The sequence below is a fragment of the Bifidobacterium myosotis genome, from assembly GCF_002259745.1.
GTDB lineage: Bacteria > Actinomycetota > Actinomycetes > Actinomycetales > Bifidobacteriaceae > Bifidobacterium > Bifidobacterium myosotis.
The window spans coordinates 53,127-75,814 of record NZ_MWWW01000013.1 but is presented as its reverse complement, the minus strand read 5'-3'; the positions used below and the strand labels follow the sequence as shown (position 1 = coordinate 75,814).

18 protein-coding genes and 1 pseudogene are annotated in these 22,688 nt (G+C 62.6%); 10 read left to right on the top strand and 9 right to left on the bottom strand.

Annotated features, from left to right (window positions below; all coding sequences use genetic code 11):
• Positions 1 to 3: 3 nt before the first annotated feature.
• The gene (locus BMYO_RS06255) at positions 4 to 366 is read right to left on the bottom strand and encodes a metallopeptidase family protein (protein WP_169834081.1); all 363 of its coding nucleotides are present in this window, start codon (positions 364 to 366) and stop codon (positions 4 to 6) included.
• Positions 367 to 532: 166 nt separating this feature from the next.
• Here BMYO_RS06255 and BMYO_RS06250 point away from each other — a divergent pair, with 166 nt between their 5' ends.
• Positions 533 to 1,327 carry an HAD-IIB family hydrolase gene (locus tag BMYO_RS06250; protein ID WP_094667641.1) on the top strand — a complete coding sequence of 265 codons (795 nt, stop codon included), beginning with the start codon at positions 533 to 535 and terminating at the stop codon, positions 1,325 to 1,327.
• A 10-nt stretch (positions 1,328 to 1,337) separates the two neighbouring features.
• The gene (locus BMYO_RS06245) at positions 1,338 to 2,189 is read left to right on the top strand and encodes a ComF family protein (RefSeq protein ID WP_143249128.1); all 852 of its coding nucleotides are present in this window, start codon (positions 1,338 to 1,340) and stop codon (positions 2,187 to 2,189) included.
• On the opposite strand, the gene BMYO_RS06240 is transcribed toward BMYO_RS06245, so the two are convergent.
• From BMYO_RS06240 to glgB, 4 genes are all read right to left on the bottom strand, one after another.
• A complete protein-coding gene (locus BMYO_RS06240; RefSeq protein WP_169834071.1) occupies positions 2,093 to 2,479 on the bottom strand; it encodes a LexA family protein in 387 nt (128 codons plus the stop codon). The two genes, BMYO_RS06245 and BMYO_RS06240, sit on opposite strands and share 97 nt — an antisense overlap.
• Before the next feature lie 100 nt (positions 2,480 to 2,579).
• On the bottom strand, positions 2,580 to 3,647 hold the full coding sequence (locus BMYO_RS06235; protein ID WP_094667639.1) for a sensor histidine kinase: 1,068 nt from the start codon (positions 3,645 to 3,647) through the stop codon (positions 2,580 to 2,582).
• A gap of 83 nt (positions 3,648 to 3,730) precedes the next feature.
• Entirely contained in the window at positions 3,731 to 4,453 is a 723-nt protein-coding gene (locus BMYO_RS06230; RefSeq protein ID WP_094667638.1) for a response regulator transcription factor, read from the bottom strand.
• A 39-nt stretch (positions 4,454 to 4,492) separates the two neighbouring features.
• Positions 4,493 to 6,745 carry a 1,4-alpha-glucan branching protein GlgB gene (gene glgB, locus BMYO_RS06225; protein WP_094667637.1) on the bottom strand — a complete coding sequence of 751 codons (2,253 nt, stop codon included), beginning with the start codon at positions 6,743 to 6,745 and terminating at the stop codon, positions 4,493 to 4,495.
• A gap of 179 nt (positions 6,746 to 6,924) precedes the next feature.
• On the opposite strand from glgB, the gene BMYO_RS06220 reads away from it, so the two are divergent.
• Positions 6,925 to 7,518: a CarD family transcriptional regulator gene (locus BMYO_RS06220; protein WP_094667636.1), complete on the top strand. Its 594-nt coding sequence runs from the start codon at positions 6,925 to 6,927 to the stop codon at positions 7,516 to 7,518.
• A gap of 341 nt (positions 7,519 to 7,859) precedes the next feature.
• A complete protein-coding gene (gene ispF, locus BMYO_RS06215; protein ID WP_094667635.1) occupies positions 7,860 to 8,384 on the top strand; it encodes a 2-C-methyl-D-erythritol 2,4-cyclodiphosphate synthase in 525 nt (174 codons plus the stop codon).
• A 415-nt stretch (positions 8,385 to 8,799) separates the two neighbouring features.
• Here the strand turns inward: ispF and BMYO_RS06210 are convergent, their stop codons facing one another.
• The 3 genes and pseudogenes from BMYO_RS06210 to BMYO_RS06200 all read right to left on the bottom strand — a co-directional run bounded on the left by BMYO_RS06210 (position 8,800) and on the right by BMYO_RS06200 (position 12,517).
• Positions 8,800 to 9,636 (bottom strand): metal ABC transporter permease, encoded by an 837-nt coding sequence (locus BMYO_RS06210; RefSeq protein ID WP_094667634.1) that lies wholly within the window; start codon positions 9,634 to 9,636, stop codon positions 8,800 to 8,802.
• 260 nt (positions 9,637 to 9,896) lie between these two features.
• Positions 9,897 to 10,754: pseudogene (locus tag BMYO_RS06205) on the bottom strand (ABC transporter ATP-binding protein); the annotation flags it as partial.
• A 563-nt stretch (positions 10,755 to 11,317) separates the two neighbouring features.
• Positions 11,318 to 12,517 (bottom strand): metal ABC transporter solute-binding protein, encoded by a 1,200-nt coding sequence (locus BMYO_RS06200; RefSeq protein ID WP_094667633.1) that lies wholly within the window; start codon positions 12,515 to 12,517, stop codon positions 11,318 to 11,320.
• A 99-nt stretch (positions 12,518 to 12,616) separates the two neighbouring features.
• On the opposite strand from BMYO_RS06200, the gene BMYO_RS06195 reads away from it, so the two are divergent.
• The 6 genes from BMYO_RS06195 to pyk all read left to right on the top strand — a co-directional run bounded on the left by BMYO_RS06195 (position 12,617) and on the right by pyk (position 21,730).
• Complete coding sequence (locus BMYO_RS06195) at positions 12,617 to 13,492, top strand: bifunctional methylenetetrahydrofolate dehydrogenase/methenyltetrahydrofolate cyclohydrolase (protein ID WP_094667632.1); 876 nt, start codon at positions 12,617 to 12,619, stop codon at positions 13,490 to 13,492.
• A 470-nt stretch (positions 13,493 to 13,962) separates the two neighbouring features.
• On the top strand, positions 13,963 to 15,438 hold the full coding sequence (rpsA, locus tag BMYO_RS06190; RefSeq protein ID WP_094667631.1) for a 30S ribosomal protein S1: 1,476 nt from the start codon (positions 13,963 to 13,965) through the stop codon (positions 15,436 to 15,438).
• Between the two features lie 200 nt (positions 15,439 to 15,638).
• A complete protein-coding gene (coaE, locus tag BMYO_RS06185) occupies positions 15,639 to 16,277 on the top strand; it encodes a dephospho-CoA kinase (protein ID WP_094667630.1) in 639 nt (212 codons plus the stop codon).
• A 60-nt stretch (positions 16,278 to 16,337) separates the two neighbouring features.
• Complete coding sequence (uvrB, locus tag BMYO_RS06180) at positions 16,338 to 18,449, top strand: excinuclease ABC subunit UvrB (RefSeq protein ID WP_094667629.1); 2,112 nt, start codon at positions 16,338 to 16,340, stop codon at positions 18,447 to 18,449.
• 684 nt (positions 18,450 to 19,133) lie between these two features.
• Positions 19,134 to 20,120 (top strand): TerC family protein, encoded by a 987-nt coding sequence (locus BMYO_RS06175; RefSeq protein ID WP_094667628.1) that lies wholly within the window; start codon positions 19,134 to 19,136, stop codon positions 20,118 to 20,120.
• A 167-nt stretch (positions 20,121 to 20,287) separates the two neighbouring features.
• Positions 20,288 to 21,730 (top strand): pyruvate kinase, encoded by a 1,443-nt coding sequence (gene pyk / locus BMYO_RS06170; protein ID WP_094667627.1) that lies wholly within the window; start codon positions 20,288 to 20,290, stop codon positions 21,728 to 21,730.
• A 164-nt stretch (positions 21,731 to 21,894) separates the two neighbouring features.
• Here the strand turns inward: pyk and BMYO_RS06165 are convergent, their stop codons facing one another.
• Complete coding sequence (locus tag BMYO_RS06165) at positions 21,895 to 22,494, bottom strand: NUDIX domain-containing protein (RefSeq protein ID WP_094667626.1); 600 nt, start codon at positions 22,492 to 22,494, stop codon at positions 21,895 to 21,897.
• Positions 22,495 to 22,688 lie beyond the last annotated feature (194 nt).

The window sequence follows — 22,688 nt, the reverse complement described above, 5'->3', positions numbered from 1 at the left end:
CCCTCACAGCCCCCAGTCGGGGTCGATCTCCTCCGGACGACGCCCGTACAGTTCGGCGATCCGCGACACCAGCTCGTCGCGAATCGCCAGCTGGAGCTCCATCTTGGTGGGGGCCTCGGTCTGCAACGGCATGCGGTAGAGCACGACGCGCGCCGGAATCCCATGGCTCGCCGGGAAGCACTGCGAGGTCAGATTCGGCTCGGTCTGCCACGGCGTGGGATCGGAGGGCGGCACATCCTCCACCGCGAACTGCAGCGGACGCACCAGCTGAGGCCACGCCTCGCCGAGCCTGCGCACCTGCGCGGCCACCATGTCGTCGAACATGCCGGTACGGGTGCGGTAGCGGGGCAGACGGGTGCCGAACATCGGGGTGCGGGTGCCGCGTCCATGCCGATTCCGGTACACGCGGGCGTTCCAAGGCGGTTGAAGCATGGTTCCCACCATAGGACAAGGCGACGGACATGCGCCTCCAACGACGATTTGCGTTACCATTGGTGCACGGGGAAACTTTGCCTAAGGAGGACACGGACGGATGAAGGTGCGCTCGTGGACCGCATGCGATATGGATGAACTGTGCCGTACGACCAAGGTGTACGGCTTCGATCTGGACAATACGCTGGCCAGTTCCAAACAACCGATGAAGCCCGCCATGATCGAACGGTTCAGCGCGCTGACCGCGCGGGCCGAAGTGGCCCTGATCTCCGGCGGCAGCATGGACGTCGTCACCTTGCAGGTGCTGGATGTGCTCGACGGGACCGCCGACCGCACCCATCTGCACGTCATGCCCACATCCGGTTCGCGATACTACCGTTGGAACGGTTCCGCATGGGCGTTGGTCTACTCTCATGATCTGGACCCGGACACCGTCGCCACGGTCGAATCCAGTCTGGAACGCCATGCCAAGGAACTGGGGCTGTGGGAGGATCGCGTATGGGGGCCGCGCATCGAGAACCGCGGCAGTCAGATCACCTTCTCCGCCCACGGCCAGTACGCGCCGGTGGAGGTCAAACGCCAATGGGACCCGGACAACCGGAAGAAGCAGGCGCTCGCCGAAGCAGTGCGGGCCGACCTGCCCGACCTCAAGGTGCGCTCCGGAGGGTATTCCAGCGTGGACGTGAGCCTCAACGGCATGGACAAGGCCTATGCCGTCCGGCAGCTCGCCTCCGCGCTCGGCATCGAGACGCGGGACATCCTCTTCACCGGCGATCGCATGACGCCCGGAGGCAATGACTATCCGGCGGTCGAGGCGGGGGCGAAGGGCGTGAGCGTCACCGATCCCGGGGATGCGCTTGGCCTGATGGATGCGCTGCTGGCGCGTCTGCCATAGGCGTGCGGGCATGGATGCCGCACGGGCCGACGGTCGGCGTGCCGGAGCCGGATGGCGGGGGAGCGATGGCGCTCTGGGGACGCTGTGCCGTTCGGTGCGCGATGTAGTGCTGCCGCGGGGCTGCGCCGGCTGCGACGCCCCGGACGCCGTGCTCTGCGACGATTGCCGTGCGCTGTTCGACCGGTGTTATGGGCGTGAACTTCAGGGCAGCCTGTCGGACATGGCCTATGCGGCCGCCGTGTATCAAGGCGTGGTGCGGCGTTGCATTCTCGACTGGAAGGACCATGACGATGCCGAGCTCGACGGCCCGTTCGCACGGATTCTGGTCGCCACGTTGGGCCGGTCGGGGCTGATGGCGGCTATGGCGGCGATGCCGACTATGCCGGCTTGTGGTCCGGACCTGAGGCGACCGGTGCTGGTGGTTCCGGCGCCTTCGTCGCCGGCCTCCATGCGGCGTCGTGGCAGACGCCATCTTATGCCGCTGGTCCGTGCGTTGTCCGAGGCGCTGTGTGAGGCCGGGATTCCGTCCCGCACGTCCCTGGCGCTGGTGAGCACCGCGGGAGGCGGTCGTTCGGTGCAGCAGATCTCCGCGGCCCAGCGCGCCCAGCGCATCGGCGGTCATATCGCTGTGGCGCCCGGCGCATCACTGCAAGGTGCCCCGGTGCTGCTGGTGGACGACATCATCACCACCGGCTCCACGCTGAGGCAGTGCACGGACGTGCTGCGACACGCCGGCGCGCTGCCGGTCGGCGGGCTGGCGCTGGCTCAGGCGGTGGCCTCCCATCGCGGGGACTGCGAAGGTGACGAAGGTGACGTAGGGGAGGCCGGTGGTGATGGGGGTTCACCGTCACGCAACGCATGAATCACGCTTACGACCACGCCCCAGATGGGCGGCGGCGCACAGCCGTCCGGGACGTAATCCGGATACGCGGGATTCTCGGCATGCAGCACCAGATGCGCGCCTGCCGCAACTAGCCGTTTGACCGCCAGCTCGCCGTCCAGCACAGCCACCACCACGTCGCCGTGTGCGGGCTCCTTCGACCGGTCCACGATGAGCAGGTCGCCGTTCGCGATGCCGGCGTCCCGCATGGCATGGCCGGCCATCTGCACGACGAACAACGTCGGCGACCCCACCCATGGCTGCGGATTCATGCGACCCCACTTCTCTCGAACGTATGTTCGATTATAGTATGTGGGGTGCATATCCCGCGACTATCCGCGCCTACTTGCGACTATTCGTGGTTATTCATGGTTATTCGGCGATGTGGTATTTGGGCAGCGTGATCTCGAAGTCCGCGCCGCGTTCGTCATCCACCACCTTGACGGTGCCGCCGTGCAGCTGCGCCGCCCACAACGCGATGGACAGGCCCAGCCCGGTGCCGCCCGATTCGGTGCCGGGGCCGGTCTTGCCCTTGACGAATCGGCGGAAGATGCTGGAACGGTCCGAAGGAGCGATCTGCGAACCGTAATTGACCACATTGGTCACCACGGTGCCCATGTCGCGGTCCTCGCGCGCCTCGACCAGTACGGTGGTGCCATCGGCCGAATGCTTGAGCGCGTTGGCGATGATGTTGGTGAACAGCTGGCGCAGACGGTCCTGATCGCCCTCCATCGAGATGTCGGCGGGCACATGGACCAGAATGTCGTGGGCATGTCCGCCGTCGGCGATCTCCAGCGGTTCGATGGTCTCGTCAAGGAAGTCGGCGAAATTGAACTTCTCGATGTTCAGGCTGGCGGCGCCGGCCTCCATGCGGCTCAGGTCGAGCAGGAACGCGATGAGATCGGACAGACGTTTGGTCTGGGTCAGGATGCCTTCGAGGTTGGCCGGGGTGGGTTCGGTGACGCCGTCGGCCATGTTCTCCACCATCGCCTGCAGCGCGGAGACGGGCGTGCGCAGTTCGTGGCTCACATTGGCGATCAGGTCGCGGCGCATTTTGTCCGCGTGCTCGAGCTCGCCCGCCATCTCATTGAAGGAGCGCGCAAGCTGTCCCACTTCGTCGTGGCGGTCCTGATCGATGTCCACGCGCACGGTGTAGTCGCCCTCGGCCATCGCCTCGGCCACGTCGCGCATCTGGCGCAGGGGAGCGGTGATGCCGCGGGAGAACACGTAGGTGATGCCGAGAGCCACCACCAGGGTCAGCGGCATGGCGATCCATCCCGACCAGCCGTATTTGAGCAGAAACCAGCACATCGCGAACGCGATGGCGGTGGCGATTACGATCAGGGAGCTCAGCTCGAGCTTGAGCGAGGAGAAAAAATCAACCGACTTGGTGTACTTGCGCAGCACACCAAGTCGGCGCTTGGGTTGTTGTTTCGGCATACGTCCGAATATATCCGAACCGTATGCCGAGGATGATCGGGAGCCTGTCGGGTCTGGGCTGCCTGCCGGGCTCCTTGCCTAGACTACTTGGCCGGCGGCTCGAAGGCGTAGCCCACGCCGTGCACGGTGCGGATGGTGTCCGCGCCGAGCTTGTGGCGTAGCGCCTTGACGTGGCTGTCCACCGTGCGGGTGCCGGAGGCGTCCACCCAGTCCCAGACCTCCTCGAGCAGCTTCTCGCGGGTGAGCACGGACTTCGGTCGGCGGGCCAGCGTGGCCAGCAGGTCGAATTCCGTCGGGGTCAGATGCACCTGTTGGCCATCGACCGTCACGATGCGCTGGGCGGGGTCGATCACCATCGAGCCGAAATCGAGGATCTTCTCGTTCTCGGAGTTCTTGGCGATAACCTTGGCCCGCTCCACGCGGCGCAGCAGCGCCTTGCAGCGGGCGATGAGCTCGCGCATCGAGAACGGCTTGGTCATGTAGTCGTCGGCTCCGGCGCCAAGGCCAATCACCTTGTCCGCCTCGTCGTCACGGGCGGTCAGAATCAACACCGGCACGGGTCGTTCGGCCACGATGCGTTTGGTGGCCTCGAGACCGTCCATCACCGGAAGCATGATGTCCATGATCACCAGATCGGGGCGGAGCTGCGTGGCCGCCTGCACGGCGGAGGCGCCGTCGCCGGCCACGCGGGCGGTCCATCCCTCAGCGGTGATGCGCTGGGCGATGGCCGTGGCGAGCGTGGGCTCGTCCTCGACCACCAGCACCGTGTGCGGTGTCGTATTCTGACGCGCTGTGGTATTGAGCATAAAACCGGTTCCTTTGTCCTTTTCGGTGGTTGCCCTCTATCAGTCCTCTTCCGGCTTCAAGAATACAACCCCGAGGGCGGGAACGGTGATGTTCGCGGAGTACGGGCGGGAATGGTACTCACCCTCGACCGCCTCCACCGTGCCGTTGTGGATGTCGGAACCGCCGTACTTGGCATCGTCGGTGGTGAACACCTCGGTCCACTTGCCGCCGGTGGGCAGCGCCACCTGATAGTCGGACCAGGCCTCGCCCGAGAAGTTGACCACCACGGCCAGCGTTTCGCCCTTGGAGCCGATGCGCAGGAAGCTCAGCGTGTTATGGTCGCCGTCGTCGCTGGTGAGCCACTGGAAGCCCGCCGGGTCGAAGTCCTGGCTCCACAGTGCCGGATTGGCCTTGTAGAAGGCGTTGAGGTCGGCGACGAAGCGCTGGATGCGGCGGTGCTCCTCCCAGTTGAGGCAGTCCCAGTCGATGGAGGCGTTGTAGTCCCACTCGCCCCACTGGGCCAGTTCATTGCCCATGAAGGAGAGCTTCTTGCCCGGGTGCGCCCACTGGTAGGCGAACAGGGACCGCACGCCGGCCAGCTTCTGCCAGCCGTCGCCCGGCATCTTGCCGTAGAGCGAGCCCTTGCCGTACACGACCTCGTCGTGGCTGATGGGCAGCACGTAGTGCTCGGAGTAGGCGTACACCATCGAGAAGGTGATCTCGTTGTGGTGCCACTTGCGGTTGATGGGCTCCTCATGCAGGTACTCGAGCGTATCGTGCATCCAGCCCATGTTCCACTTGAGGCCGAAGCCGATGCCGCCGGCGCTCGTGGGCGCGGTGATGCCCGGCCATGCGGTGGACTCCTCGGCGATCATCATGATGCCCGGGTTGTTCTTGTACGCCGTGGCCGTGGCCTCCTTGAGGAAGTCGATCGCCTCCAAGTTCTCGCGGCCGCCGTAGATGTTCGGCCTCCACTGGCCGGGCTCGCGGCTGTAGTCGAGGTAGAGCATGGAGCTGACGGCATCCACGCGCAGGGCGTCGATATGCAGGTCCTCAAGCCAGAACAGGGCGTTGGCCACGAGGAAGTTGCGCACCTCGTGACGCCCGAAGTTGAACACGTAGGTGCCCCAGTCCGGGTGCTCGCCGCGCAGCGGGTCCGGATCCTCGTACAGCGGGGTGCCGTCGAAGCGGCCGAGCGCGAAGGCGTCCTTCGGGAAGTGGGCGGGCACCCAGTCCATGATCACGCCGATGCCGGCCTGATGCAGGCTGTCCACCAGGAAGCGGAAGTCATCGGGGGAGCCCAGACGGGAGTCCACGGCGTAGTAGCCGGTCACCTGATAACCCCAGGAGCCGGAGAACGGGTGCTGGGCCAGCGGCATGAACTCCACATGGGTGAAGCCCTCCTGCTTGACGTATTCCACGAGCTGCTTGGCCAGTTCGCGGTAGGTCAGGCCATGACGCCAGCTGGAGGCGTGCACCTCGTAGATGGAGACCGGGCCGGCGGTCGGCTCGGTGGTGCGGCGGTGCTCCATCCAGTCGTCGTCCTGCCACTTATAGTGCGACTCGGTCACGATGGAGGCCGTGTTCGGCGGCACCTCGTGCTGGCGCTCCATCGGGTCGGCCTTCATCACCCACTGATGGTTGGCGTTGAGGATTTGGAACTTGTAGTGTTCGCCTGCGGCCACGCCGGGGATGAAGATCTCCCACACGCCGGAGGAGCCGAGCGATCGCATGGCATGGCGATGGCCGTCCCAGTCGTTGAAATCGCCCACCACGCGCACGGCGTGGGCATTCGGCGCCCACACGGAGAACGAGGTGCCCACCACCTGGCCCGGGCGTCCGTCGGCGCCGCCCATCGGGTCGTCGTAGCGCAGCACATGTGCGCCGAGCACTTCCCACAGCCTCTCGTGGCGGCCCTCGCCGAACAGGTAGGTGTCCATGTCGCCGAGCGTGGGCAGGTAGCGGTACGGGTCGTCCTCGATGATGAGTTCGCCCGTCTCCCACTCGGTGCGGATGCGGTAGTCGGGGATTTCGGGCTTGTCGGGGGTGCCCGCTGCGGGCAGGGTCGCGACGAACACTCCGTTGTGCTCGTGGCGCATCGGGTAGTTGCCGTCCTGGGTCAGGACGGTCACCGCCTTGGCGAGCGGGCGCAGCGTGCGGATGGTGACGGTATCGGCGTGCTTGCCGGTGCCGAGATGACCTCCCAGAACAGCGTGGGGGTTGTAGAATTCAGCGTTGCTTACCGCATCGAGGTCGCCGGTGGCGACTGGTACGGTGGCGGTATCTTCCTTGATGTGCGTTTCTGTAGCCATGCCCCAAAGTGTATATGCGCCTAGGGGGGAAACGCGACATTGGCGCGTCGAAAAATGGCGAATTCACGCGCTTTTTATCTCTTCCTGCGCACTGTGAGCGCTCCCATGGGCAAGGTCCGGGGTATCTGGCATAATTATTCGAGTTTTTGTGTGTAAGCCGATCGGTTCTCGGAGGGTACATGTCTTACAAAGTCGGCGATATGGTCGTCTATCCGCGTCATGGTGCAGCCAAGGTGGAGGCCATCACCGAGCGGACCGTCAAAGGGGTGACCCGGCAGTATCTGCAGCTGTCCGTGCTGTCCTCCGATGGTTTGGTGATCAACGTTCCGGTCGAGAACGCCAAGAAGGTGGGCGTCCGTGACATCGTCTCCGCATCCGAGGTGGCCAAGGTCTTCGAGATCCTGCGCACGCCCATCGTCGAGAAGGAGATGAACTGGTCCCGTCGATACAAGCTGAACGTCGAGAAGATCGCCACCGGTGACGTGAACAAGATCGCCGAAGTGGTGCGCGACCTCGCCCAGCGCGATGTGGACGAGCACGGTCTGTCCGCCGGCGAGAAGCGCATGCTCACCAAGGCCCGTTCCATCCTCACCTCCGAGATCGCGCTGTCCGAGAAGATCGACGAGACCGATGCCCAGCGCCTGCTTGACGTGAACCTCGGCTACGAGCCCGCCCAGCCCGGCGATGAGAAGCATCACACCGAGGAGCCCGAGGAGGCCGCCGCCGATACGCTGGCCCGTATCGAGTCCCAGAAGAAATCCAAGAAGAAGTGATTGTCACCCCGGTTCCGCCTGAGACGGACCGGGGGTTTGTTTGGCTCTGTTAAACCAGAATTGACATGGGTTAATTTCCTAGGGGGAATCCGTCCCACCAATTCACAGCTTATGTCAATGGTTGGTGTATCAGAGCCTTGTTTTTTGGTCTGTCCAACCGGTATCGGCATGTCTTTCCCGTGGGGCTTCTCTTGCCAGAGTTGCCGGCACGAGGTGATTGAGAAGGAATCCGTCAGCGGTATCGGCATGCCGAGTCGGGTTAGCATAGTCTTTGTTGTTATCCCGTCGCCGTACATTCCGGCGTGATGCGGAAGGACAATGCAATCGTAGGGGAGGCACGCATGGCCAACGACAATCTGTTGATCGGGCAAGGATTTGACGCCCACCGGTTCGCCGAGCCAGGTTCCGGCCGACCCCTGTGGCTGGCAGGACTGCACTGGCCCGTGCCTGAAGACGCGGACGCCGTTCAGGTCGCCCGGTACGAGGGCATCGAAGGGGATTCCGACGGCGATGTGGCCGCCCATGCCCTGATCGACGCGGTACTCTCCGCTGCGGGGTTAGGCGATATCGGCTCCCTGTTCGGCGTGGGCGCAGGGGCGCACGGTGCCGGCATGCACGGCTGCGAGATGCTGCGGGAGACCGTCGCGTTCGTGCGCGACCACGGCTATGAGTCATCCTCGGCTTCCGTGGCCATCATCGGCAATCGTCCCAAGATCGGCACTCGCCGTGCCGAAGCGGAGGCCGCGTTGTCCGAGGCGATGGGATGCCGGGTCTCCGTGACCGCGACCACCACCGACCATATGGGCTTCACCGGCCGCGGTGAGGGTATTGCCGCCATCGCCACGGCCTTGGTACGGCCGGTGTGATGAACGATTATCGGATCGTGGTCGCTGGATTGTAGCTGTCGAATCCGTTGCTGCTGTTTTATCAATCGCCTTCAGGGCATAGGTTCCGTCGCCCGCTGATTGTCGATTGTTAATTGTGCTGCGTACCTATACGCTGCGGCGATGGGTACGGCGCCGGCTGCGTCGTCCGCATGATATCGGCTGCAGTATCGGCGTTCGGTCGTCACCAAACTGCCGTGTTTCGCGACAATATCTCACTGAGCGGCTCTTAGCGTGACATTGTCGCGAAATTACGACGGAGTTCGCGACAATGTCTCACTGACTCCGTCTCAGTGTTACATTGTCGCGAAAACATACGTTTTTTCGCGACAATGTAACACTGGAAGCACCACTGACGTCCCGATTATCGAGAACGAAACCAGCCGTCACTGTGATGTCACCGTGATTTCAGCGATGCAATGGCTTTGGCGATGGCCCAGAACAACGTCGAAATCGTGACGATGATGAAGCTCGGGGGAGCGGGGAACATCGCGGACAACACCAGCCCGAGCCAGATCGAGACCAGACACAGCACGCTGGCGATGACCATTGCCTTGAACGGCGAACCCGCAAGGATGTTGGCGGTCGCGGCCGGGGTGATGACCAATGCGAAGATGAGCAACGTGCCCACGGCCGGCACGGCGATGGTAATCACGCCTGCCATGATGGCCATGAACGCCACATTCATCAGTCCGATCGGCACGCCCTTGGCCTGTGCCACCTGCTCATCCAGCGAGCTGAACAGCAGCGGACGGTAGATCACGGCCAACAGCACCAGCAGGAGTGCGTCGAAAATGGCGAAACCGATGATCTGATCGGTGGTGATGGTCAGAATCGACCCGAACAGGATCGACTGCATCTGCTGGGATGCGGAGCTGGAAAGTCTCGCGAAGAACAGACCCAGACCGGTCGCGAACGCCAGTACCGTGCCGGTGGCGATCTCACGTTCGGAGACGCGCTTGCCCAATGCGCCAATGACCAGTGCACCGCCCAAGGCGAACACACCCATGCCCAGCGAGACCGGAAGACCCAGCAACACGGCGCCCGTCGCTCCTGGTAGTCCGATATGTGCCAGTGCATGCGCGGCGAAGGTCGAATGACGCGCGATGGTGAAGTATCCCATCACGCCGGCGGCCAGCGCGATGAACAGTCCGGCCGCGAAGGCGTTGGTCATGAACGGGGCGGTGAGGGTGCCCATCCATTCAGGGTCGAAGGAGAAATCGATGGTGCTCATCACCTGCCGTCCTTTCCGGTGTCACGGCCGTTGTGGCTGTTGTGACCGTCGAGTTGAGGATTGGTGTTGCTGTTTGGCCGGGGTCGGCCGGTGCCGCCCGCGCAACCGCTTCCGTTATTGCCACTGGTGTCGTCGGTGACGGTGTTGTCCGGGCCGTCACCGTGATTGACGTGGACATGATCATGTACGGGATTCTGCGCGACACCGGTAGCGCGTTGTATGCCGTCATCGGCATTGCCGGAGACGACGGTGGGCTGTGCATCGTGCCGCTCGCCGGATACATGGTGGTGCATCTGGGCCACTTCCGCGACCGTGTGCATGTCCTGCATCTGATCGCGCGGCTCGTCCGGCGTGGGAGTCACGAACATGTCGCCCTGCGGCGTGGTGACCACCTGCACCTGCGTGCCGTACAGATGGGTGAGCAATGTGGAATCGAGTACCTTGCCCATATCCGCGTAATGGGGGTGTCCGTCCAAAAGGTATACGGCGCCGGTCAGAATCGGCAGCAGCATGTTCAGATCGTGTGCGACCACCTGGATGGTCATGCCGAGTTCGCGGTTGAGCTTGGCGAGCACATGCACGGTGGCGCGCTGGCTTGCCAGATCGAGATTGGCGAGCGGCTCGTCCAGCATCAGCAGCTTCGGATCGCATACAAGCGCCTGGGCGATGGCCACACGCTGGCGCAGGCCGCCGGATAGCTCGGAAAGACGGTACTTGGCCTTGTCCGCGATGCCGATGAACTCCATCGCCTCATGCACCTTGGCCCGCTGCGCCTTGGTGACCGGGTGGATGCCGAACCGCGTGCCGGTCAGTCCCAACAGCACCGACTGTTCGGCGGTGAGGTTGGAGTCGATGTCCGAGGCGTAGCTTTGCGGTACGTAGCCGATCTGTGCGTTGCGCTCGCCGGCGGGGCGTCCAAGAACGGTCAGTGTGCCGGCGGCCAGCGGAAGGAGGCCGAGTTCGGCCTTCATCATGGTGGTTTTGCCGGTGCCGTTGGTGCCGACTATGGCGGTGACCGAGCCGGAGGGAATGGCGAAGGTGCCATGCTGCCAGATGACGCGATCGCCGCGGCGCACGGCGGCGTCCTTGAAGACGATGCAATCGGATGATTCACTCACGTCGCACGATTATCGCAAACGATGCTGACAATCGTTCTCAATATTGAAGGTGGCGGGGAACGGGCGCAACGGGAAGGTATGGGCGTTCGTCACAGTGCTCCGGTGGAGTCCCGTGATGGTGAGCCGCGATGGTGAGTTGTTCCGCATGGGGTGTCGGGCCGCATCGTGGATGCATGAAGCGTATACGCATTGTCCCCATAGCGCCTATTGCGGCATTTTTGGGTTTGAGTGGCACGAAACTGTGCCCCCGCAGCTGATTTGGCCCACGAATCGGACTCCGGGGGCACAGCCGTTGCCCCGGCAGCTGATTTTCATCCGATTTTAAGCTGCGGGGGCACACGGTCATAATTGAAAAACCGCATGATTCCGCCATTTTCGGAAGAGACGGCAATTCGACCCGCAATAGAGGTGTGCCCCCATAGCCCAAATCAACGTGAATTTGAGTTCCGGGGCACACCTCTGCTCATAATCAACGACAAAACACCTGGGCGTCGGCCCGTATGAGGGGTTTCGAGGTTCTTCCGGTTGCGGCAAGCCTGACGGTCGATGGCTACTCGTGATAGCTACTTGCCGGGGTCGGGCTGTCCGGCGTTGGACGGTACTTGTGTATCGGACGATGTATTGGAGTCGTCGGTACCGTTCTCGTCCGAACCGTTGCCCGTGTAAGCCTTGCACTGACGGATGTACTTCTGCGATGCGGGATCGTCGTTTGTGTTGTCGTCGGACGTGCCGTCCTTGGAATCCGTACTGTTGCCGTCGCTTGGCTCGGCGGTGCCGTCGGATTCATCCGCGGACGTGTCGTCATCGGTGCCGGCCTCGCAACCATAGCTGGGGTCGACCGCGTCAATGATGGTGTTGACGAGCTGGTTGATCCATGCATCCAGTGTCTGGACGTCGGCCGGCATCTGCTCGGTGACGCCGACCACCGGCACGTCGGAGCGGCCGGCCGTACCCGTGATCATATTGGTCGCATCACTGGCTTCCTGCGTGTTGTTGATGAGCACGTCCACCTTGCGTCCCTCGATGATCTTCTGGAACGATTGCAGATCGGCCGGGGCGGCCTCGCCGCCGGAGGCCTGCGACTGCGTGTAGTCTTTGGGCGTGGAGTCCTCGAAGCCAAGATCGGCCATGAGGTAGTAGGCGACGGGTTCGGTCGCCGCATAGGTGAGGTTTTCGTGGGACTTGGTGAAGTCCGCGGTCCAGGAATCCAGCTGCTTCTCGCCGTCCTGCCAATCCTTGAGCCGCTGCTGGAAGTCCACCTTCTTGCTCGGCATCGCCTTGACGTAAGCTTCGGTGATTGCGGTGGCCATGCCGGAACGGGCATCCTTGGAGAACCACAGGTGCGGGTTGTCGCCCTCCACCGCGCCCACCACGGATGCGGCGGAAACGAGGGTCGTGGACTTGGAAAGCGACTTGGTGGCCCATGAGTCGTATCCGGCGCCGTTGGCCACCACGACCTGGGCCTTGGAAAGTTTGGCCACATCCGAGGTCTTCGGCTCGAAATCGTGGGCGTCCACGTTGGTGGAGCTCACGATGGAGGTGACTTCGACGTCGTCGCCGCCCAGCTCGGCGGCCAAGGAGCCCCACTGGTTGATGGAAGCCACGACGGTAATTGGCCCGGTGGCCTCGGTGGTGGTGTCCGGCTCGGTTTCCGTCTCGGCCGGCGCGGAATTGTCGGCACCGCAGGCGGCGGTGGCGCACAGCAGAACAACGCTCACGGTCGCTGCCGCGAACCGTGCGAATCGAGTGAAGCGAATCCCCATGGCATGCCTTCTTCATTGAGCCGTCGAAACAAAACTGACTTGTTTCAACAGTAGCCTATCGTTGCGAATAATCACCGAATCCTGACAGGAAGGATAACGATGTCCACAAAAATCGACGGCAAGAAGGTGGCGGCCGAGATCAAGGCCAACCTTGCCGAACGTGTGGCGAAACTCAAGGCCCAAGGAGTGGTGCCGGGTCTGGGCACGCTGCTGGTGGGCGAGGATCCCGGCTCGCTCAGATACGTGGCCGGCAAGCACGCCGATTGCGCCGAGGTGGGCATCAATTCGGTGAGGAAGGACCTACCCGCCACAGCCTCGTTCGACGAGATCGCGGACGCGGTGCGCGAACTCAACGAGGACCCCGCCTGCACCGGATTCATCGTGCAATTACCGTTGCCTCGCGGCATCGACCAGAACGCCATCATCGACCTTATCGACCCGGCCAAGGATGCCGACGGCATGCATCCGTACAATCTCGGCGAATTGGTGCTGCATGTGCGTGGAGACATCACCACGCCGCTGCCGTGCACTCCTCGCGGCGTGATCGAGCTGCTGGACGCCTACGACATCGATCTGAACGGCAAGGAGGTGTGCGTGCTCGGCCGGGGCATCACGATCGGGCGTACCATCGGCCTGCTGCTCACGCGCAACGCCGTCAACGCCACGGTGACGCTGTGCCACACCGGTACGCGCGATGTGACGGACCATATGCGCCGGGCCGACGTCATTGTGGCCGCGATGGGTTCGGCCGGATTCGTGACGCCGGACAAGATCAAGGAGGGCGCCGTGCTGGTCGACGTGGGCGTCAGCCGCGTCTTCGATGATGAGGCCGGACGCTACCGCATCAAGGGCGATGTGGACAAGGACTGCTACGACAAGGCCTCCGCCTACACGCCCAACCCCGGCGGCGTGGGCCCCATGACCCGTGCCATGCTCCTCGCCAACGTAGTCGAAATGGCCGAGCGCTCGCTGTAAGCGTTCCTTGGAATTGACCGCTGTGTGGTGGGGGTGTGCGCATCGCGACACACTCAAGGCCGTTCGGCCAAGCCTACGGTCGCGATGCGCACACCCCCACCACACGCCTCTCGATAGTCTATAGCTTTTCAACTACGCAATACGGAGGCGCAGGGGTGGGGCATGTGCATCGCGACCATAAGCAGCGGAAGCGTGTGCTAAGCTCTGCGAGCACGCGCCGGAGCGAGGCCGAACGGCCTTGAGTGTGTCGCGATGCACATGCCCCACCTCTGCGGCGGTCAGCTTTGACGGGACGGCTCAGGGTGTGAAGTCACGAGGTGATGTGGCAGTATCCGGGCGACACGCCCGGATTCCTCTAAGAATTTTGACTATAGATGCCTGTATTCTGAATATTTGTGCCCTTATTGGGCGTGCGCATAACTGAATATCGAGTAATTATCCATCCATCTATTGAGAAACCATATATATACATGGCAGAGAACAACACTGAAGTCACCAAGGTCGCCATCAACGACATCGGCACCGAAGAGGACTTCATCAAGGCAGTCGATTCCACCATCAAGAACTTCGATGATGGTGATCTGGTCGAGGGTACCGTCGTCAAGATCGATCACGACGAGGTCCTGGTCGACATCGGCTACAAGACCGAGGGTGTGATTCCCTCCCGCGAACTTTCCATCAAGAAGGACGTCGATCCCGACGAGGTCGTCAAGGTTGGCGATCCGATTGAGGCCCTTGTCGTCACCAAGGAAGACAAGGAAGGCCGTCTGATTCTGTCCAAGAAGCGTGCTCAGTACGAGCGCGCCTGGGGCGACATCGAGAAGATCAAGGAAGCCGACGGCGTCGTTGAGGGCACCGTCATCGAAGCCGTCAAGGGCGGCCTCATCGTCGACATCGGTCTGCGTGGCTTCCTGCCGGCCTCCCTCGTGGAGATGCGCCGCGTCCGCGACCTGTCCCCGTACATCGGCCAGAAGATCAAGGCCAAGATCCTCGAGCTCGACAAGAACCGCAACAACGTGGTCCTCTCCCGTCGTCAGTACCTCGAGGAGACCCAGTCCGAGGTCCGTGAGACCTTCCTGTCCCAGCTCAAGAAGGGCCAGATTCGTGAGGGCGTGGTGTCCTCCATCGTCAACTTCGGCGCCTTCGTCGATCTGGGCGGTGTTGACGGCCTGATTCACGTCTCCGAGCTGTCCTGGAAGCACATCGACCACCCGTCCGAGGTCGTCAAGGTCGGCGACAAGGTCACCGTCGAGGTGCTCGACGTCGATCTCGATCGCGAGCGCATCTCCCTGTCCCTCAAGGCGACCCAGGAGGATCCGTGGCAGCGCTTCGCTCGCACCCACGTCCCCGGCCAGATCGTCAAGGGCAAGGTCACCAAGATCGTTCAGTTCGGTGTCTTCATCTCCGTCGAGGACGGCATCGAGGGCCTGGTGCACATCTCCGAGCTCGCCAACCGTCACGTCGACAACCCGGAGACCGTGGTCAAGCCGGGCGAGACCGTGTTCGTCAAGGTGATCGACGTCGATCTCGATCGTCGCCGTATCTCCCTGTCCCTCAAGCAGGCCAACGACTCCGTCGACCCGAACTCCGAGGACTTCGATCCGGCCATCTACGGCATGCCGGCCGAGTACGACGAGCAGGGCAACTACAAGTACCCCGAAGGCTTCGACCCGAACACCAACGAGTGGATCGCTGGCTTCGAGAAGCAGCGCGAGGAGTGGGAGGCCCAGTACGCCGCCGCTCACGAGCTGTGGGAGGAGCACAAGGAGTTCGTGGCCAAGGAGCTGGCCAACGCTGCCGAGTCCGCTGCCGCCGACGGTCAGGGCCCGAAGGAAGAGAAGCCGGTCGAGGAGACCTCCAACTACTCTTCCGCTGCGCCGACCACCGGTACCCTCGCCGACTCCGATCAGCTCGCCGCCCTGCGCGACCAGCTGCTCGGCAAGTGAGTTCGCCGCGAAGCTGACGCCTAGCGTTTGATGAAAACCCGGTCCGATTGGGCCGGGTTTTCTCGTATGCGGTGTCCCTAGGGGAACCGGGCCGCGAATCGGGGTTGCAGGCTGTCAACATTCATCGACGAATTGCTGACGAGGGCTGCTGACTACCGGCTACTGGCCCAATGGCATAGCGATGGCGGTATTCCGCTACGATGAAACGCATGATGAGAATCGGATTGACGGGCGGCATCGCCGCGGGGAAAAGCACGGTGGCGGCGCGCTGGCGCGAGTTGGGCGCACTGCACATCGACTACGACGCCCTGGCACGCAGGGTGGTCGAGCCCGGGGGAGTGGCGTTACCGGAGATCGCCAAGGAATTCGGCCCCCATGCGCTCAATGCCGATGGCACATTGAACCGGTCGTGGGTCGCCGATCATATCTTCGGCAAAGCGGCCGAGCCGGGGGCGCGCGAACGGTTGGACGCCATCGAACATCCGCTGATCTACGATGAGGCGCGTTGGCTGGAGGCGAATGCCGCGGCCGCCGCCGAGCGCGACGGGAATGGCGCTCCGCTGATTGTCGTCCACGACGTGCCGCTGCTCGCCGAGGTCATCGACACGATTCCATTCGAATTCGACCAGATCGTCACCGTCGAGGCGCCGGTATGCATGCGTCTCGACCGGCTGATCGAGAATCGCGGCATGACCGTGGAACAGGCCGAGGATCGTATCCGCAGCCAGTCGAGCGAGGAGGAGCGTCGTGCCATTGCGGATGTTGTCATCGACTCCACCCAGCCGTTGCCCGACATGCTGGCGCAGGCCGATGCGCTGTACCGGCAGTGGGAGGCGTGACCGCACGGCGGTTATCCCGTAAGGGAACCTCGTTATGAGCCCGGTCTAGGATGGTGACCCATGGGATTCAACATCGAGCGTGCGAACAAGCCTTTTGTGGTCAAATCACCGTACCAGCCGTCCGGCGATCAGCCGCAGGCCATCGCGGAACTGGCGCAGCGCATCGAAAACGGCGAGAACGATGTGGTGCTTATGGGCGCCACCGGCACCGGCAAGACGGCCACCACCGCGTGGCTCATCGAGAAGCTCCAGCGTCCGACCCTCATCATCGAGCCCAACAAGACCCTGGCCGCGCAGCTGTGCGCCGAATTCCGCGAGCTGATGCCGGACAACGCCGTCAGCTATTTCGTCTCCTACTATGACTACTACCAGCCCGAGGCGTACATCCCGCAGACGGACACGTACATCGAAAAGGACTCCAACATCAACGACGATGTGGAGCGTCTGCGCCACCAGGCCACGGCGAACCTGCTGACGCGCCGCGACTGCGTGGTCGTGGCCACGGTTTCCTGCATCTACGGCCTCGGCACGCCGGAGGAGTACGCCGGCCGCATGCTGCTGCTGAAAGAGGGCATGGAGATTAATCGCGACGACCTGCTGCGCAAGTTCGTGGCCATGCAGTACAAGCGCAACGACATCGCCTTCACGCGCGGCACTTTCCGCGTGCGCGGCGACACGGTGGAGATTATCCCCGTCTACGAGGAGCTGGCCGTGCGCATCGAATTCTTCGGTGACGAGATCGACCGCATCTCCACGCTGCACCCGCTCACCGGTGACGAGATCGCCCATGAGAGCGAAATCCACATCTTTCCGGCGTCGCATTACGTGGCGGGGCCGGCCCGCATGGAGCGCGCGCTCAAGACCATTCGCGAGGAACTGGACGAGCGTCTGGCCGAGCTCAGGAAGCAGGGCAAGGAGCTTGAGGCGCAACGTCTCAACATGCGCACCACATATGATTTGGAGATGCTTACGCAGGTGGGCGTGTGCTCCGGCGTGGAGAACTATTCCCGTCACTTCGACGGCCGTGCGCCCGGTACGCCGCCGCATACCCTGCTCGACTTCTTCCCGGACGATTTCCTGCTGGTGATCGACGAGTCGCATGTGACGGTCCCGCAGATCGGCGCGATGTACGAAGGCGACGCATCCCGCAAGCGCACACTGGTGGAGCACGGATTCCGTCTGCCGTCCGCGATGGACAACCGTCCTCTCAAATGGCCCGAGTTCCTGCAGCGCGTCGGTCAGACGGTGTATCTGTCCGCGACGCCGGGCGATTACGAACTTGGACTGTCCGACGGAGTGGTCGAACAGATCATCCGACCGACCGGTCTGTTGGACCCGAAGATTGAGGTGCGTCCGGTCAACGGGCAGATCGACGATCTGCTGGGGGAGATCAAGGCGCGAGTGGCCCGCAACGAGCGCGCGCTGGTGACCACGCTGACCAAGAAGATGGCCGAGGATCTGACCGATTACCTGCTTGAGCGCGGCATCAAGGTGGAGTACCTGCATTCCGACGTGGATACGCTACGCCGTGTGGAACTGCTGCGCATGCTACGCGAGGGCAAAATCGACGTGATCGTTGGCATCAACCTGCTGCGTGAGGGTCTCGACCTGCCGGAGGTCTCGCTGGTGGCGATTCTCGATGCCGACAAGGAGGGATTCTTGCGTTCCTACCGCTCGCTCATCCAGACCATCGGACGCGCGGCCCGCAACGTGTCCGGCATGGTCATCATGTATGCCGACGAGACCACCGAGGCCATGCGCAAGGCCATCGACGAGACCGATCGCCGTCGGGCCAAGCAGATGGCCTACAACCAGGAGCACCATATTGATCCGAAGCCGCTCATCAAGAAGATCAGCGACGTCAACGACATGCTCGCCAAGGAGGATGTGGACACGGCCACGCTGCTGGAAGGCGGCTACCGAAATGCGGGCAAGGCCGGCAACACTCATCTGGGCGTGCCCGTGTATGATCCCGGCGAGGCGGACAAGCGCCATGAGGAGATTCTCAAGGCCGGACTGCCGGCGCAGGATCTCGCCGACCTCATCCGTCAGCTCAGCGAGCAGATGCACACCGCCGCCGAACAGCTCCAGTTCGAGCTCGCCGCCCGGTTGCGCGACGAAATCCGTGACCTCAAAAAGGAGCTCAGGCAAATGACGGAGGCGAATAAGTGAGCCTCCGTAGCAGCGAGCAGCGGTAGCGTCGCGAGCGTCGCAGGGGATGCGGAGGCGAATAAGTGAGCCTCCGTGGCCGAGCCGTGAAGAAAACGCCAGAGGCGTTTTTAGGTGAGGGCGAACGGCAGTGAGCTGATGTGTGGTCAACCGGAGGTTGGCTGTGTTTGCTGGTTGTGGGCAGCGGTAGCGTTGCGAGCGTCGCAGGGGATGCGGAGGCGAATAAGTGAGCCTCCGTGGCAGCTGCTGTGGGCGGGCTGTGATGCGTGTTGCGCGACACACTCAAGGCCGTTCGGCCTCGCTCCGGCGTGCGCTCGCGGAGCTTAGCACACGCCTACGCTGCCTACGGTCGCGCAACACGCACCACAGCCAGCCCACCGCGTAGGGATTCACCCACCGTGTAGGGAATCACCCACGGTGTAGGGAATCACCCACGGTGTAGGGAAAATCCCACCATGTAGGGATACAAAACGGCTATATTCCGCCAATCCGTGATTTTGCATCCCTACACGATGGGGAAATCCCTACACGGTGGGTGTTTCCCTACACGGTGGGGTGCGGGCGCAAGCGTTGACTGGCGGCATGCGGCGGTATGGTGAGGCATGTCGGTCGGCGGTATGGTACGGCATGTCGGCCGATGGTAATGCTGCGACAGGCCGTCATCGTGATGGTTTAGTGTAGGGAATCATGGCAGAAACCCCACTTGCATTCGAAATCATCACCTTTGTGGTGCTCGCACTGTTCTTCATCGTGGACTTGTTCGTCATCGGTAGGCGTCCGCATGTGCCCTCCACCAAGGAGTGCGTCCAGCACATCGCCTTCTTCGTCGTGATGGCGCTGATCTTCGGTGGGTTCATCTGGTTCTTCGCCGGTTCCAAGCCGGCTATCGAGTTCTATTCGGGATGGCTCACCGAATACTCGCTGTCCATCGACAACCTCTTCGTGTTCGTCATCATCATGTCGAACTTCGCCGTGCCCAAGCAGATCCAGAAGTACGTGCTGTCGGTCGGTATCACCATCGCGCTGATCTTCCGCGGCATCTTCATCCTCATCGGTGCGGCGCTGATCACCCGGTTCACTTGGGTGTTCTTCATCTTCGGCGCATTCCTTATCTATACCGCCCTCAAGCTCGTGTTCGGCGGCGACGATGACGAGGAGTACCACGAGAACGGCCTGATCCGTACGCTGCGCAAGGTTATCAAGATCTCCAACGACTACGACGGCGAGAAGCTGAGGACCACCAAGAACGGCGTGCGCTACTGGACCCCGATGCTCATCGTGTTCCTGACCATCGGCACCACGGATGTGATGTTCGCCTTCGATTCGATCCCCGCCATCTTCGGCCTGACCAAGGACCCGTTCCTGGTATTCACCTCCAACGTGTTCGCCCTGCTTGGCCTGCAGCAACTGTACTTTCTGCTCGGCGCCCTGCTGGACAAGCTGGTCTACTTGCCGGTGGGTCTGTCCGTGGTGCTGGGCTTCATCGGCGTCAAGCTCATCATGGAGGCCCTGCACGGCAACACCCTGCCGTTCATCAACGGTGGTGAGGGCATCCATTGGGTGCCCGAAGTTCCGACCTGGCTGTCGCTGGCCGTGATCGTGGTGGCAATCGGCGGCGCGGCTTTGGCCTCCGTCATCAAGATGAAGCATATGAACACGGTTGAAAAAGCCTGAAAACGCAAGGCAAACAACACCCGGAAACCCAGTAGCCGCAACAATGTGAGCGCTCACAACACACCGGGCGAAAAACTTGTCATGCAACGGTTTGCCCTAGTAGACTGTTAGACGGCAATTGAGGCATTCACGCCTCGGAACCATAACCAAAGAATAGGCAGGCATTCATGCGTAAAGCCAAGATCGTTGATACCATCGGTCCCGCTACCGAGGATTACGACAACCTTCTCAAGCTCGTCGAAGCCGGTATGGACGTTGCTCGTCTGAACCGCTCCCACGGCACTCCCGAGGATCACCTCAAGGTCTACAACAACGTGCGCAAGGCCGGCGAGGCCACCGGTCGCAACGTTGCCGCCCTGGTCGATCTGCAGGGCCCGAAGATTCGTTGCGGTTGGTTCAAGAAGAACGCCGAGGGTGAGGACAAGGTTCAGCTGCAGCTTGGCCAGGAGTTCGTCATCACCACCGACGACATCGAGGGTGACGAGCACATCACCTCCACCACCTTCAAGGGCCTGCCGGGTGACTGCCACCCGGGCGACCCGATCCTCATCGACGACGGCAAGGTTCGTCTTGAGGTGACCAAGGTCGAGGGCAACAACGTGTACACCAAGGTGGTCGTGGCCGGTCCGGTGTCCTCCCACAAGGGCATCAACCTGCCGGGTGTGGCCGTCTCCCTGCCGGCCCTGACCGAGAAGGACGAGGCCGATCTGCGCTGGGCCATTCGCACCGGCGCCGACATCATCGCCATGTCCTTCGTGCGTTTCGCCACCGATATCGATCGCGCCCACGAGATCATGGACGAGGAAGGCCGTCGCATCCCGATCGTCGCCAAGATCGAGAAGCCGCAGGCTCTGGAGAACCTCGAGGAGATCGTGAAGACCTTCGATGGCGTCATGGCCGCCCGTGGCGACATGGCCGTCGAGTGCCCGCTGGAAGAGGTCCCGCTGGCCACCAAGCGCATCATCGAGCTGGCTCGCCAGTACGCCAAGCCGGTCATCGTGGCCACCGAGGTCCTCGGCTCCATGGTGAACTCCCCGGTTCCGACCCGCGCTGAGGCCTCCGACTGCGCCAACGCCGTTCTCGACGGCGCCGACGCCACCATGACCTCCAACGAGACCGCCGTCGGCAAGTACCCGGACGTGACCGTGAACACCATGGCCCGCATCTCCGGCTACGCCACCGACCACGGCTTCGACCGCATCCCGGAGCTGAAGAACCTCGACATGTCCTCCACCGGCGCCGTCTCCTCCGCCGCCGTGGACCTGGCCGACAAGCTCAACGCCAAGGCCATCGTCGCCTACACCCAGACCGGCTCCACCGTGCACCGCGTCTCCCGCGAGCGTCCGGCCGCCCCGATCTACGGCATCACCAACAACGAGCACACCTACCACTGGCTGGCCCTGTCCTGGGGCACCGAGGCCTTCCTGGTGAGCGAGGACTACCACGACAAGTCCCGCAAGGACCTCATGGTCTTCACCGACAAGACCCTCAAGGAAGCCGGCAAGGTTGTTGACGGCGACAAGATCGTGATTCTGAGCTCCGCTCAGGGCGATCACCAGCCGGGCCGCACCGATTCCATCTACGTCCATACCGTCGGTGCCTGCGACTGATTGCTCGCAGCCACGTCGCGATCGGGTAGATCGTAGATACGTGTAGATAACGGGAGAGGTCCCCATCCTTTCGGGTGGGGACCTCTCCCGTTATGGTATGGATGCCGGTCGCGTCCGCTGGTCCAAAACCGAGCGGAGTCGCCGGTTCCTTACTCGCTTATTTCCTAGTCATTCAGATGATTGAGACTGCCGCTCTTGAGACGCAGGATGGCGATGATGGTCTTCGCGTCCACAATCGTGCCATTGACGATCATCTGATAGGCGTCGTCCACCGTCACCAGACGCACTTCGGAGCGTGGGGTCTCGGGCCCGATCGTCGTGCGGGCGACCGGAGTCAGACCGGAGGCGAAAAAAATCGCCGTGTGCTGCGTGGAGTAGCTGGGCGTGTTGAGGAAGCGCGTGAACTGCGTGATTTTGGCCGCGTCGAAACCGCCCTCTTCGGCCAGCTTGCGCTTGGCGACGTCCGCGGGGCGTTCGGAGGCGTCGCGGGAATGGCCTCCCGGAATCTCCAGGGTCCAACGATGGTTGGCGACGCGGTACTGCTCCACCAACGGAATCAGGCCGTCATCGGTCATGGCGAGCACGGCCACGGTGTCACCGCTGTTGTCCTGAATGCTGTAGCGATCGAATTTGTCGCCGCCACTGGTCTCGTAAAAGACATGGTCGATGTTGAAGTAATGCGTCTTCGCGGTCTGCTGGCGGGAAATCTCCTTGACCGGGGAAGGACGCCACGGATCGAATTGACGGTATGTTTCGCTGCTCATATGCCCTCCTCATCACTCATGACAGCATGCATTCATAACAGCGTTGCTATGAAAACCAGTTTCATTGTATGTCCGCGCGGGGCGCGAAAAATGAACAACACACAGTCCTTCCGCCCGACGCGCAAACGAATTCCGCTCTTACGGATGTGGCGGGTCGGCGAGGTGGATCTGATGAGGTGGGGCCATGGGCTTGG

Excerpts from the sequence above, each read along its gene's own strand:
- BMYO_RS06255 (WP_169834081.1), bottom strand. The coding sequence starts at position 366 with ATGTTCGGCACCCGTCTGCCCCGCTACCGCACCCGTACCGGCATGTTC.
- BMYO_RS06250 (WP_094667641.1), top strand. The coding sequence starts at position 533 with ATGAAGGTGCGCTCGTGGACCGCATGCGATATGGATGAACTGTGCCGT.
- BMYO_RS06245 (WP_143249128.1), top strand. The coding sequence starts at position 1,338 with ATGGATGCCGCACGGGCCGACGGTCGGCGTGCCGGAGCCGGATGGCGG.
- BMYO_RS06240 (WP_169834071.1), bottom strand. The coding sequence starts at position 2,479 with ATGAATCCGCAGCCATGGGTGGGGTCGCCGACGTTGTTCGTCGTGCAG.
- BMYO_RS06235 (WP_094667639.1), bottom strand. The coding sequence starts at position 3,647 with ATGCCGAAACAACAACCCAAGCGCCGACTTGGTGTGCTGCGCAAGTAC.
- BMYO_RS06230 (WP_094667638.1), bottom strand. The coding sequence starts at position 4,453 with ATGCTCAATACCACAGCGCGTCAGAATACGACACCGCACACGGTGCTG.
- glgB (WP_094667637.1), bottom strand. The coding sequence starts at position 6,745 with ATGGCTACAGAAACGCACATCAAGGAAGATACCGCCACCGTACCAGTC.
- BMYO_RS06220 (WP_094667636.1), top strand. The coding sequence starts at position 6,925 with ATGTCTTACAAAGTCGGCGATATGGTCGTCTATCCGCGTCATGGTGCA.
- ispF (WP_094667635.1), top strand. The coding sequence starts at position 7,860 with ATGGCCAACGACAATCTGTTGATCGGGCAAGGATTTGACGCCCACCGG.
- BMYO_RS06210 (WP_094667634.1), bottom strand. The coding sequence starts at position 9,636 with ATGAGCACCATCGATTTCTCCTTCGACCCTGAATGGATGGGCACCCTC.
- BMYO_RS06200 (WP_094667633.1), bottom strand. The coding sequence starts at position 12,517 with ATGGGGATTCGCTTCACTCGATTCGCACGGTTCGCGGCAGCGACCGTG.
- BMYO_RS06195 (WP_094667632.1), top strand. The coding sequence starts at position 12,617 with ATGTCCACAAAAATCGACGGCAAGAAGGTGGCGGCCGAGATCAAGGCC.
- rpsA (WP_094667631.1), top strand. The coding sequence starts at position 13,963 with ATGGCAGAGAACAACACTGAAGTCACCAAGGTCGCCATCAACGACATC.
- coaE (WP_094667630.1), top strand. The coding sequence starts at position 15,639 with ATGAAACGCATGATGAGAATCGGATTGACGGGCGGCATCGCCGCGGGG.
- uvrB (WP_094667629.1), top strand. The coding sequence starts at position 16,338 with ATGGGATTCAACATCGAGCGTGCGAACAAGCCTTTTGTGGTCAAATCA.
- BMYO_RS06175 (WP_094667628.1), top strand. The coding sequence starts at position 19,134 with ATGGCAGAAACCCCACTTGCATTCGAAATCATCACCTTTGTGGTGCTC.
- pyk (WP_094667627.1), top strand. The coding sequence starts at position 20,288 with ATGCGTAAAGCCAAGATCGTTGATACCATCGGTCCCGCTACCGAGGAT.
- BMYO_RS06165 (WP_094667626.1), bottom strand. The coding sequence starts at position 22,494 with ATGAGCAGCGAAACATACCGTCAATTCGATCCGTGGCGTCCTTCCCCG.